This is a genomic window from Bradyrhizobium sp. USDA 4516 (genome assembly GCF_054055915.1).
On record NZ_JBSRXT010000001.1, the window covers coordinates 1,298,282 to 1,309,783 of the forward strand.

10 protein-coding genes are annotated in these 11,502 nt (G+C 63.4%); 8 read left to right on the plus strand and 2 right to left on the minus strand.

What is annotated here, in order from left to right:
- Positions 1-49 precede the first annotated feature (49 nt).
- Positions 50-871 (plus strand): MetQ/NlpA family ABC transporter substrate-binding protein, encoded by an 822-nt coding sequence (locus ACVI1L_RS06105; protein WP_456782511.1) that lies wholly within the window; start codon positions 50-52, stop codon positions 869-871.
- Here ACVI1L_RS06105 and ACVI1L_RS06110 read toward each other — a convergent pair.
- Positions 868-1,626, minus strand: a complete 759-nt coding sequence (locus ACVI1L_RS06110) for an SDR family NAD(P)-dependent oxidoreductase (RefSeq protein ID WP_456782512.1) — start codon at positions 1,624-1,626, stop codon at positions 868-870. The two genes, ACVI1L_RS06105 and ACVI1L_RS06110, sit on opposite strands and share 4 nt — an antisense overlap.
- Before the next feature lie 81 nt (positions 1,627-1,707).
- Positions 1,708-2,973: an ROK family protein gene (locus tag ACVI1L_RS06115; RefSeq protein WP_456782513.1), complete on the minus strand. Its 1,266-nt coding sequence runs from the start codon at positions 2,971-2,973 to the stop codon at positions 1,708-1,710.
- A gap of 241 nt (positions 2,974-3,214) precedes the next feature.
- Here ACVI1L_RS06115 and ACVI1L_RS06120 point away from each other — a divergent pair, with 241 nt between their 5' ends.
- The 7 genes from ACVI1L_RS06120 to ACVI1L_RS06150 all read left to right on the plus strand — a co-directional run bounded on the left by ACVI1L_RS06120 (position 3,215) and on the right by ACVI1L_RS06150 (position 11,405).
- Entirely contained in the window at positions 3,215-4,180 is a 966-nt protein-coding gene (locus ACVI1L_RS06120; protein WP_456782514.1) for a sugar-binding protein, read from the plus strand.
- Positions 4,181-4,243: 63 nt separating this feature from the next.
- Positions 4,244-5,770, plus strand: a complete 1,527-nt coding sequence (locus ACVI1L_RS06125) for a sugar ABC transporter ATP-binding protein (protein WP_456782515.1) — start codon at positions 4,244-4,246, stop codon at positions 5,768-5,770.
- Positions 5,767-6,828 (plus strand): ABC transporter permease, encoded by a 1,062-nt coding sequence (locus tag ACVI1L_RS06130; RefSeq protein ID WP_253589198.1) that lies wholly within the window; start codon positions 5,767-5,769, stop codon positions 6,826-6,828. Before ACVI1L_RS06125 ends, ACVI1L_RS06130 begins: the two co-directional genes overlap by 4 nt.
- 307 nt (positions 6,829-7,135) lie before the next feature.
- Positions 7,136-8,494, plus strand: coding sequence for a carbohydrate porin (locus ACVI1L_RS06135; protein WP_076826941.1), 1,359 nt, complete (start codon positions 7,136-7,138; stop codon positions 8,492-8,494).
- Positions 8,495-8,529: 35 nt separating this feature from the next.
- A complete protein-coding gene (locus ACVI1L_RS06140; RefSeq protein WP_456782516.1) occupies positions 8,530-9,294 on the plus strand; it encodes an ATP-binding cassette domain-containing protein in 765 nt (254 codons plus the stop codon).
- Positions 9,294-10,376: an ABC transporter permease gene (locus ACVI1L_RS06145; protein ID WP_456782517.1), complete on the plus strand. Its 1,083-nt coding sequence runs from the start codon at positions 9,294-9,296 to the stop codon at positions 10,374-10,376. Before ACVI1L_RS06140 ends, ACVI1L_RS06145 begins: the two co-directional genes overlap by 1 nt.
- Before the next feature lie 96 nt (positions 10,377-10,472).
- Positions 10,473-11,405, plus strand: coding sequence for a sugar-binding protein (locus ACVI1L_RS06150; RefSeq protein WP_456782518.1), 933 nt, complete (start codon positions 10,473-10,475; stop codon positions 11,403-11,405).
- The last annotated feature ends 97 nt before the right edge of the window (positions 11,406-11,502 follow it).

Here is an 11,502-nt window from a genome sequence, read left to right on the forward strand (position 1 = left end):
GCGTCGGCCGGATCGCTATTTGCCCACAGCCTGAGGATTTGAGAGTTCAATGACCACTGCGCGCGTCCTGCTCGTTTCGACCCAGCTCATTCTCGGTGCCCTGACCGGCGCCGCCCTGCACGCGGAGACATCAGCCAAATCCGATCTGAAAGTCGGCTTCGTGCCGGGCCCCTACATCGACGAATTCAAGGTTGGCGTCGCGCCGGAACTCGAGAAGAAGGGCTACCGTATCCGCTATGTCGAGTTTTCGACCGGGCTGGAAGCCAATAATGCAGTGTTCAAGGGCGAGATCGACGCCAACGTCATGCAGCACACGATCTTCCTGAACTCGTACAACGAGCGGCAGCAAACCGACCTCGTCGGCATCGTCCACGTCCCGACGCCCCCGATGGGGCTTTACTCGAAGAAGCACCCGGTCGGCTCGCCGATCAAGCCCGGTTCGACCGTGGCCGTGCCCAACGATCCCGTCAATCTGCAGCGTGCGCTCTGGATCCTGCGCGATCTCGGCCTCGTCGAGATTCGCGACTCCAAGCCGGTCGATGTCAGCGAACTCGACGTGATCAAGAACCCCGGCGGCATCAAGATCGTGCCGCTGGAAGCGGCACAGGCGCCGCGCGCGCTCGATGACGTTGATTTCGCCGCCATCCAGGGCAACTTCGCGATCTACAGCGGTTTGAAGCTGACCAATGCATTCGCCCTGGAGAAGATGACAACGCCCTATATCAATGTGGTCGCGGTGAAGCAGGCCAATGCGGGCTCGCCGTGGGCGCAGGACATCGTCGCCGGCTACAAATCACAGACGTTCAAGACCACGATCCTGTCCGACCGCTTCTATGACGGGTTTACCTTGCCGGATTACCTGAAGCGCTAGACCCAGCCACCATCGATGATGTGGCTCTGGTTGGTGCAGGCACCGCTGTCATCGGCGGCGAAGAACAGCACGACGCGGGCGATATCATCAGGCACGAGCTTGCGCTTGAGGCATTGGCGTTGCATCAGTTCGGCCACGCCTTCAGACGTCAACCACAGATCCTGCTGCCGCTGGGTCATGATCCATCCGGGCAGGATGGAATTGACCCGTATGTTGTGCGGCCCGAGATCGCGGGCTAGCGCCCGGGTGAGGCCCTGAACGGCTGATTTGGCCGTTGTGTAGCAGGGCATGTTGCCCTGGCCGATCACCCAGCTCACCGAGCCGATGTTGACGATCGAACCGCCCCCTGCCTGCTTCATGTCCGGCGCGACCGCCTGAGCGCTGAAGAACTGGTGCTTCAGGTTGACGGCGATCCGCTCGTCCCAGAATTCCGGTGTGACGTCCTCGATCGCGTGACGATCATCGCGGGCCGCATTGTTGACCAGGATGGTGACCGGCCCGAGCGCCTCGCGGATGCCGGCGACCGCGCGCCGCAGCGCGCCGATGTCGCGCAGATCGGCATGTTCGAAGTGCACGCGGGCTTGTGCCCCGAGATCGGACAGTAGCTGCTCCGACGACGTCAGATCGATATCGATGAATCCGACCCGCGCGCCCTGGCCGATGAACCGGCGGACGATCGCCTCGCCGATGCCGGAACCGCCGCCGGTGACCAGTACGGTCCGGTCCTTGAGACTTGGATAGATGGCGCCCTGCATTGGCATCCTCTCGATATTGGCGCCTGAAGGGCGTCGGTTGCGTTGCTGCGGCTCAGGCAAAAGGGCCACAGATTCCGAGGTTCACTCGGTTGTCTCCATGAGGCTGCGGTCCACGACCCGCAGCGTCCGCCGCACCATGCCGTCGACGATGGTCGCCGACTCGCTTGGACGCACATATATTGCCGTGGACTTGAGCAGCCACGGCAGCACCGCCTGGTCGAGCCTCTCCTCATAGGCACTGCGCATCATGTCGAATGCCTGCAGGCCGGGACCTGCGAGGATGACATGATGCGGGCGCAGCACCGATATCGTCGTGGCGACCGCTTCGGCAAGCGCGTGACCCGCCTGCTGGAACAAGTGCTCGAGACGGGAATCGCCGCTCCGCGCCCGATCGCGCAACAGAGCCATCTGCGCCTCGGACGGTTGCTGCGACGCCGCCGGCGGCAGGTCGAGAAAGGTGCGGGCATCGCGGTAAAGCGCATAGTCGGCAAGATGGGCCTCGATGCAGCCGCGCTGACCGCAGCGGCATTGCGGGCCGTTCAGCGCCAATTTGACATGACCGATCTCACTGCCCGCGCCGGCACCCCAGCGCGCTTCACCGTCGACAATGATGCCCATGCCGACGCCGTGGCCCACCATGATCGTGGCCGTGAGGCCCTGCGCCAGTGCCGGTTCGGCGGCAGCGAGGGACAGCGCGACCGCGACCGCGTCGTTCGCCATCACGACTTCGACAGCGAACGCCTGGTGGATCGGCTTGGCAAGATCGACGTCGGTGATCGACAGCGCCGGGCTCCACAGATGCCGGCCGGTATCGCCGTCGACGATACCCTGCAGCGCTATTCCGATTCCGAGCAAGCGATGTCGCGGCGTGGCGGTCGCCTCAAGCATGGCGTCGATCTGTGCGATCACGAGCTCGCATAGTGCGCTTGCATCGAGCGCGCGCGTCGCGAGTTCAAGTCGCGATTGCGCCAGGGCGGAGCCGCTGAAATCGGCGATCAGTGTCTCGACCAGATTCATGCGCAGCGAGACCGCGATGATGCGGGCAAATTCGGGATTCAGGGTCAGCAGGACTGCCGGCCGGCCGCGGCGACGGCCACCATCCGCGTCCTCTTCGTCGGCGTCGTCGGGCCACAGCGTCGCCGCATCTGTCTCGGCTTCGCACAGCAGGTCCTCCGCCATCAGCTTCGACGTGATGGCCGAAATGGCGGGGAAGCTCAGGCCCGTGCTGCGTGCGAGCTCGACCCGCGGCAACGGCCCCTGGCGTCGCAGGACCTCGACGAGACGGCCGGGGTTCGATCCGCGGGCCAGGCTCGAAGCACGTCTCAACGGCTCGGGCTGTTCGTTCATATTGCGCCTTTTAATTCGCTCGATGAAATTATTCAACGCAGGCTACTCGTTTGCGGGTCAAAAGGCGCGGATAGCGACTGGAAAACATCACCCATATACTATTATTGGGTGAAGGCGTGATCATGAACATCCTTGACTGGACATTTTGTCGCGCTAATTTATTAGTTGCGTGAATAAAATAAGGCGTGAAAAGCGCCGGGCGTGAAATCCCCTCACCGGGGTTGTCGACAGGGAGGTGCATATGAATGTCTCAACCAGAAAATTGATCGTGCCGCTCATGGCGGGCGCTGCCGCGCTCGCCATGGCGACGGGGGTAGCACAGGCACAGCAGAAAAAGACCATCGCGCTGGTGACCAATGTCGCGGCCGACTTCTGGACCATCGCGGGCCGTGGGCTTGAGAAGGCGCAGAAGGAGCACCCGGACTACAATATCGAATTGATCGTCACCAATGAAGGGACGGCGGCCGGCCAGCGGCGCGAACTGGACGATCTGCTGGTGCGCGGCGTCGCCGGTATCTCGATCTCGGTCGACGATGCACCGCATGCAACCGAAGAACTCAACAAGGTTGCGACCAAGACGGTGCTGATCACCACGGACAGCGACGCGCCGCAGAGCAATCGCCTCGCCTATATCGGCACCGACAACGTCGCGGCGGGGCGGCAGGCCGGCGAGGAGATCAAGAAGGCGCTGCCGAACGGCGGCAAGATCGCGCTGTTCGTCGGAACGATGGACGCCGACAACGCCCGCGAGCGGGTGCAGGGCATCAAGGAAGCGATCGCCGGCACCAAGGTCGAACTGGTCGACGTGTTCACCGACCAGGTGGACTTCGCCAAGGCCAAGGCGAACATGGAGAACGTGCTCGTCAAATATCCCGACATCGCGCTGCTGTCCGGCCTATGGAGCTACGAGACGCCGCTGATCTATGACGCGGTGAAGGCCGCAGGCAAGGCCGGCAAGGTCAAGATCGTCGGCTTCGACGAGGACCAGCGGACGCTGCGCGGCATTTCCGACGGCACGATCGAATCCACGGTCGTGCAGCAGCCCTACGAGTTCGGCTATCTCTCCGCCACCAACATCATCAAGACGCTGAACGGCGACAAGTCCTGGATTCCGAAGGACAGCAAGCTGATCGTGCCGACCAAGGTGATCAGCAAGACCAACGTCGCGGAGTTCGCCGCACATCTGAAGGAACTGCTCAAGAAGTAACTTCAGTCGGCTTCAACGCCCGGCCGCCACAGGCCGCCGGGCGTTGTGCAGGAGGACATGCGAATGGCGGAAACGCTGCTGGAACTCAGCGGAATCAGCAAGACCTATCCCGGCGTCAGGGCGCTCGACGACGTCAATTTGCGCGTCAATCGCGGCGAGGTGCTGGGCCTGATCGGCGAGAACGGCGCCGGCAAATCGACGCTGATGCGCGTGCTGGCCGGCGTGATCGCGCCGAGCACCGGCGTGATCCGCATCGGCGGCACCGAGCACGCCCGGATGACGGTGACCGAGGCGACGCGATGTGGCATCGCCTTCGTGCACCAGGAACTGAACCTGTTCGAGAATCTCGACGTCGCGGCCAATGTCTTCATCGGACGCGAGAAGCTGGCCGGCGGCCCGCTGAAGCTGGTGGACAATGTGCAGATGCACGCCCGCGTGATGCCGCTGCTGGAACGGCTGGGCGCCGATTTCACGCCGGGCACGCTGGTCGAGAATTTGTCGATCGCGGAGCGCCAGATGGTGGAGATCGCCAAGGCGCTCTCGATCGACGCCCGCGTCATCATCATGGACGAACCGACCTCCAGCCTGACGATTTCGGAGACGGAACGGCTGCTCGAGGTGATCGCCGACCTGAAGACGCACGGCATCTCGGTGATCTACATCACTCACCGGCTCGGCGAGGTCATGAGCTGCGCCGATCGCGTCGTGGTGCTGCGCGACGGGCGCACGGTGGGGGAATTGGCGCGCGACGAACTCAGCCACGCCGCCATGATTAGGCTGATGATCGGCCGCGACCTGAAGGCGCTATATACACCGCCGTCCTGCACGCCGCAGCCGGGCGGCTGCGATATCGCCGGCGTCGTGACCACTGCCTTTCCCGACCGACAGATCAATCTGTCGGTGCGGCGCGGCGAGATCCTCGGCCTCGCCGGGCTCGTCGGCGCCGGCCGCACCTCGCTTGCCCGCGCGGTGTTCGGCGTCGATCCGCTGCTGGGCGGCGAGATCCGGATCGACAACGCCCCGGTCGGCGTCGCCTCGCCGCGTGACGCGATCAGGCAAGGGATCTACCTGGTGCCGGAGGATCGCAAGAAATCCGGCCTGGTGCTGGAACTGCCGATCCGGGAGAACGTGACGCTCGCGAGCCTGCTGGATCATGCGCGGATGTGGCTGGTCAACGGCGCGGCCGAGCGCAGAATCGCCAAAGACCAGGCCAGGCGGCTGTCCATCAAGGCGCCGAGCATCGACATCGAAGCCGTGACGCTCTCCGGCGGCAACCAGCAGAAGGTGGTGCTGGGCAAGTGGCTCTCCATGCAGCCGCGCGTGATGTTCTTCGACGAGCCGACCCGCGGCATCGATGTCGGCGCCAAGAGCGAGATCTACGCGCTGATGCGCAGCCTCGCCGACCAGGGCGTCGCGATCGTGATGATCTCCTCGGACATGGAGGAAGTGATCGGCGTCTCCGACCGGGTGGCGGTGATGCATGAAGGCAGTGTCAGCGGCGTGATCGAGCGCGACCAGTTCAGCGAATACAACGTGTTGAGGCTGGCGGTCGGCCAACCGCTCGAAACCATGGAGGCCGCTGCGCCATGATGAAGAAGGAACTCGGCCTGTTCTTGCTGCTGGCGGTGATCTCCGCCATCACCGGCGCGATCAATCCGGCCTTCCTGTCGTTCGTGAATCTGCTGAACATGGCCAATCTGATCGGCCTGTTCGGCGTGTTCGCGCTCGGTGAAGGCCTCGTCATCATCACCGGCGGAATCGATCTTTCGCTCGGCTCGATGTTCGCGCTGCTCGGCGTCATCTTCATCGACCTGCTGACGACCTATCAGGTGCCCTGGCCGTTCGCGCTGCTGCTGGTCCTGATGGGCGGGCTTGCGCTGGGCGGCATCCAGGGCTTCCTGATCACGCGGCTGAAAATGCAGCCCTTCATCGTAACGCTGTGCGGCCTGCTGATCTATCGCGGCGCCGCGCGCTATTACACCAGCGATTCGACACGCGGCTTCGGCTACGGTGACGAGGCGAGCACGCTGAGCAACATCGCCTCCGGTAATATTGCGGGCATCCCGAACACCTTCATCTTCCTGATCATCCTTGCGCTGATCCTCGGCGTGCTGCTGCACCGCTCGGTCTACGGGCGCTGGCTTTATGCCGTGGGCAAGAACGAGGAAGCGGCGCGCTTCTCCGGCATCAACACCAATCTCGTGATCGCCACCGCCTATGTCATCAGCGGCGGGCTCGCCGGCGTCTCGACCGTGATGTTTGTGTTCTACACCAACTCGGTTTCTCCGAGTTCCTTCGGCAACTTCTACGAACTCTATGCGATCGCGGCGGCCGTCCTCGGCGGCTGCAGCCTGCGCGGCGGCGAGGGCTCCATTCTGGGCATCGTGCTCGGGACGGCGTTGCTGCAGGTGCTGCAGAACCTCGTGAACATCCTCGGCATTCCCAATTCGCTGAACTTCGCGGTGATGGGGACCGTGATCCTGATCGGTGTGCTGGCGGATCAGCAATTGCAGGCCCGTCGACGGCGCAAGGCCGCGCTCGCAGGCCTCGCCCGCACTGCACCAAGATCGAAGGAAAGCACAATTCTGCAAGGCGCAGCTTCGCATAGCGCGGCTGCGTTGCCGACGACGACGGGCGATCAGGCATGACAACTCGAAAAGGAAGAACCCGGACCGGGAATATGGTCGCGGCGGCTTGAGTAGAGGAACGAGGGGAAGGAGTTCGAGGCGCAAGATCGATCAAGCTCGCGGCGCTCGTATCCAATTTGGCGCAGCAAGCCTGGCCCAGTGAGCCGCAGGCAGACCCTCGCGACCGTCTCGGAGGGCTTTGCGTGCGCATATTCTATCTCTGATTGATAGAGCGATGAATTGAAACTATCGCGTTCCCCGCTGAAGGGCTTTGGGCGGGAACGTGGCACAAAAATAGACAAAGCCGGGGACGCTGGGAGTGCAGAAAATGTCACTTAGGTCTGTAAACACCGCGCGGGCGTGCGGCGTGGGGATGGCGTTGGCGTTGTTATCTCTGTTCAGCGGCGGCGGCGCGCATGCGGCCGATCTCATGTCGAAGGCTCCGCCGGTGCCTTACACCGAGACCGACGACTTCTGGACAAGACCATATCTGTTCGGCGATCTCGGCAGGACGCAACTAAAGGAGCGAGGGATCTCGCTGGCCCTGACACTGGGCGACGAAGCCGTCGGCAATTTGTCGGGCGGCAACAGGAACACCGCGACCCAAGCCGGACAGCTTTTCTTTCAGGCCAAGTTCGACATGGCAAAACTTGCCGGCATCCATGGCGGCACGGTTGGCCTCACGCTGGTCGACCGCTTCGGCCGCAACCTGAATGACGAGGCGGGAATTCCGGCGCTGCAGCTGACCAACGAAGTGTTCGGCCGCGGCAGCATTCTTCGCCTGACCGAACTCTACTACTCGCAGAAGCTGTTCGATGATCGCCTTGAGCTCAAGGGCGGCCGTCTTCCGGTCGGCTCCGACTTCTTCTTTGGTCTCTGCGAGTTCATCAACCTGACCTTCTGCGGCGGCCAGCCCGGCAACATCCAGGGTGGCTACATCTACAATTGGCCGGTGAGCCAATGGGCCGGTGTGGTGCACTACAACTTCGCCAAGGAATGGCAGCTCTCGGTCGGCGTCTACGACGCCAACCCGAACTACCTGACGACGTCGGACTCCGCGACTTACTTCCTGCCGGGTGTCCCCGGCTCTAGCCCCGCCTCGGGCGTTCTGGTGCCGGTCGAGGTGGTCTGGGCGCCGAGCGGTCCGTTGAACGGGACCTGGAGATTTGGCGGCTGGTATGACAGCGCATCGACAATTGATGGCGGCCTGCCGGGGATCATTGCGATCTCTCCGGGCACCGGCGGCGTCTCGGACCAGAATCTCGGAGATTCGCGCGGTCGTTATGGCGTCTATGAATCGATCCTGCAGCGGCTGACGGTTGAAGGTCCCAAGGCACAGGGCTGGTACACCTTCCTCAATACGACCGTCGCCGACCACCGCACGTCGTACCAGGATTACCAGATTGCATTCGGCTTCAGGCACACCGGAACGTTCGCCTCGCGCCCGGAGGACGAAGTCGGCTTTGCGGTCGGTACGACCCATGTGAATACCGCTGCGCTCACGCCCAACGCCGGAGGAAACGAAGTTCCGATCGAAGCCTGGTACGGGTGGCAGGCGACGGGCTGGATGAACCTGAAGTTCGACGCCCAGTATGTGATGCATCCTGGCGGGCGCGGGTACAATGCCGCCGGCGTGAAGACCGACAACGCCTGGATTCTCGGTCTGCGCACGCTGGTGCACTTCTGAGCGGAGGTGGCCAGCATGCTTGAGCAAAGCCAGCCATGGTAACCCCTCACGACGCCGGGCTAGCGGTCCTGGAGTTGAAGGGCATCGGCAAGGAGTTCGGCGCCATTCGCGCGTTGCATGGCGTCGACCTCCGCGTGTCGCCCGGCGAGGTGGTCGGCCTGATGGACGACAACGGCGCCGGCAAGTCGACGCTCGTCAAGATCATTGCCGGCAACTTTCCGCCAAGTCACGGCGAGATCCGCTTTGACGGCAAGGCGGTTCATTTCGCCCGTCCGATCGATGCCCGTGCGGTCGGCATAGAAGTGGTCTACCAGGACCTCGCACTCGCCGACAATCTCACTGCGGCGGCCAATGTCTTCCTCGGCCGCGAGCTCAAGCGCAAGCTTGGTCCATTCGCCTTGCTCGACCACAAGGCGATGGCAGCGCGCGCGCTGCAGCTGTTCGGCGAGCTGCGCTCGGAGACCCGCCCGCACGATCTCGTCAAGCAGATGTCGGGCGGCCAGCGCCAGGCGGTCGCGATCGCGCGGACGCGGCTCTCCAACGCCAGGCTGGTGATGATGGACGAGCCGACTGTCGCGATTTCGGTTCGCCAGGTCGAGCAGGTCCTCGGCCTGATCCATCGCCTGAAGGAACAGGGCGTCGCGGTCATGCTGATCTCGCACCGCATGCCCGACGTGTTCGCTGTCTGCGACCGCGTCGTCGTCATGCGGCGCGGCGAGAAGCGCGCCGACAAGGCGATCGGCGACACCAGCCCCGAGGAAGTCACCTCCCTCATCACGGGAGCGAAGGAGGCTGCGTGATGGCCACGCCCCTGGAATCTCCCCTCACCTTCACCAATGTCGGCAAGGCCAGATGGTGGCGCAGCGGCCCGTTCGCCTCGCAGACCGGCTACGTCCTGCTGGCGCTGGCGGCGCTGTTCGTGCTGATGAACTTCGCCAGCCCCTATTTCCTGACCGCAGGCAACATACAGAATGTGGCTAAGAACTTTTCCTTCATCGCCATCGCCACGCTCGGCATGACCTTCGTCATCATCACGGGCGGCATCGATCTCTCGGTCGGCTCCGTGATGTGCTTTTCAGCGATGACCACCTCAATGGTGATGACGCACGTCTCGACACCGGGCATGCCCGGCGCGGAGTGGTTCGTGCATTTAGCCCCTGACGGCAAGACCGTGATTGCCAATATGCCCGGCTTGATTCTGCTCGTCTCGGTTCTGGCGGGGCTCGGCGTCGCGCTGATTGTCGGCCTCGTCAATGGCTTCTGCATCGCGGTGCTTGGACTGTCGCCATTCGTCGCGACGCTCGGCATGCTCTCGATCGTGCGCGGCCTCGGCTACGTCGTCTCCAACGGCCGCGGCAGTTTTCCCGGCGGCCCCGACGCCGAATATTTCTACACGCTGACATCCGGCGTTGTGTTCGGCATGCCGGCGCCGTTCATCTATCTCGTGGTTCTCGCGCTGGCGATGGCGGTCGTGCTGCATCACACTGGTTTCGGCCGCCACGTCTTTGCCGTCGGCGGCAACGAGAAGGCGGCCGCGCTGACCGGCATCTCGGTCGTCCGGGTGAAGATCGAGATCTACGTGATCTGTGCGCTCGCGGCGGGTCTGCAGGGCATCATCGTCTCGGGCTGGCTGGGATCGGCGCCGGCGAACATGGCCACATCCTATGAGCTCAACGTGATTGCGGCCGCTGTCATCGGTGGCGCCAATCTCGCGGGCGGCGCCGGCGGCCCGCTCGGGGCCATTGTCGGCTGCGTGCTGCTCGAGGTGATCCGCAACGGCCTCGTGCTCGCGCAGGTCAACTCGTACTGGCAGCAGACCCTGGTGGGCGTGATCATCATCGCCGCGGTGCTGGTCGATCGTCTCCGGTCGCGCATGGCCTGAAGAGTTCGTCCTGGAGGATCATGGATGTCCGCCTATCCGCCTCCCGGAGCCGCAGATTTGAACGGATAGGCACGATAAGAAATGTGGAGGGAAACAATGAGAAAGGCACTTCTGGCCGCTGCGGTCCTCGCCATGATGGCAACGCCTGGCCTGGCCCAGAGCTACAGATTCGTGATCGTGCCCAAGGCCATGAACAACCCGTTCTTCGATTTCGCGCGCGACGGCTGCCAGAAACGCGCCAAGGAGCTCGGCAACATCGAATGCATCTACAAGGGTCCTGTCGAGCACGAGCCGGCGACGCAAGCGCAGATCATCCAGGATTTCGTCACTCAAAAGGTGGATGGCCTGGCCATCTCGGTTGCCGACGTTGCCGCGATGACCAAGTCGATCGAGGCGGCAAGTGCAGCCGGCATTCCCGTCATCACCTTCGACTCGGACGCGCCGGGCTCGAAGCGGATTGCCTATATCGGCACCGACAACAAGGAGTTCGGCCTCGCGCTCGGCAAGCAATTGCTGAAGCTGCGGCCTGATGGCGGCAGATACGCGATGATCTCCGGCGGGCCGGGTGCGGAGAACCTGGCCGAGCGGGTCGACGGCGTGCGTGAGGCACTCAAGGGCTCGAAGTGGACCGAGGTCGGGGGCTCGCCCACCTTCTGCAACGACGATCCCGCGCTCGGCGTTCAGCAGATGACCGATCTGCGCACCGCTGCTCCCGACCTTGCAGCCATCATCCCGGTCGGTGGCTGGCCGATGTTCGCGCCCGAAGGCTTCAAGGCGTTCGCCAGCAAGAGCAAGAAGGACATGGACGCCGACAAGTTCACGCTCGTCGTGGCCGACACCCTCAAGATGCAGCTTGAGCTTTTGAATGAGGGTTACGCCAATGCGCTGATCGGCCAGCGCCCGTTCGAAATGGGCGAGAAAGCGATGGACACGCTGCTTGCCATCAAGAAAGGCCAGAAGGCGCCGCCGATCATCCACACCGGTCTCGACGTTGTGACAAAGGACAACGTCGCGGCGATGCTGAAATAGCCGCGCAGGCAGCCCGAGCGGAACGGCACGGTTCCGGGCCCGTGCTCGCGGCCGACCGACATCGGTATCCCGCCGGGCAGATCCCGGCGGCCATCAT

What these genes read in the sequence shown, in the direction of transcription:
- ACVI1L_RS06145 (WP_456782517.1), top strand. Translation starts at nt 9,294, where the DNA reads ATGGCCACGCCCCTGGAATCTCCCCTCACCTTCACCAATGTCGGCAAG.
- ACVI1L_RS06115 (WP_456782513.1), bottom strand. Translation starts at nt 2,973, where the DNA reads ATGAACGAACAGCCCGAGCCGTTGAGACGTGCTTCGAGCCTGGCCCGC.
- ACVI1L_RS06120 (WP_456782514.1), top strand. Translation starts at nt 3,215, where the DNA reads ATGAATGTCTCAACCAGAAAATTGATCGTGCCGCTCATGGCGGGCGCT.
- ACVI1L_RS06150 (WP_456782518.1), top strand. Translation starts at nt 10,473, where the DNA reads ATGAGAAAGGCACTTCTGGCCGCTGCGGTCCTCGCCATGATGGCAACG.
- ACVI1L_RS06125 (WP_456782515.1), top strand. Translation starts at nt 4,244, where the DNA reads ATGGCGGAAACGCTGCTGGAACTCAGCGGAATCAGCAAGACCTATCCC.
- ACVI1L_RS06140 (WP_456782516.1), top strand. Translation starts at nt 8,530, where the DNA reads ATGGTAACCCCTCACGACGCCGGGCTAGCGGTCCTGGAGTTGAAGGGC.
- ACVI1L_RS06105 (WP_456782511.1), top strand. Translation starts at nt 50, where the DNA reads ATGACCACTGCGCGCGTCCTGCTCGTTTCGACCCAGCTCATTCTCGGT.
- ACVI1L_RS06130 (WP_253589198.1), top strand. Translation starts at nt 5,767, where the DNA reads ATGATGAAGAAGGAACTCGGCCTGTTCTTGCTGCTGGCGGTGATCTCC.
- ACVI1L_RS06135 (WP_076826941.1), top strand. Translation starts at nt 7,136, where the DNA reads ATGTCACTTAGGTCTGTAAACACCGCGCGGGCGTGCGGCGTGGGGATG.
- ACVI1L_RS06110 (WP_456782512.1), bottom strand. Translation starts at nt 1,626, where the DNA reads ATGCAGGGCGCCATCTATCCAAGTCTCAAGGACCGGACCGTACTGGTC.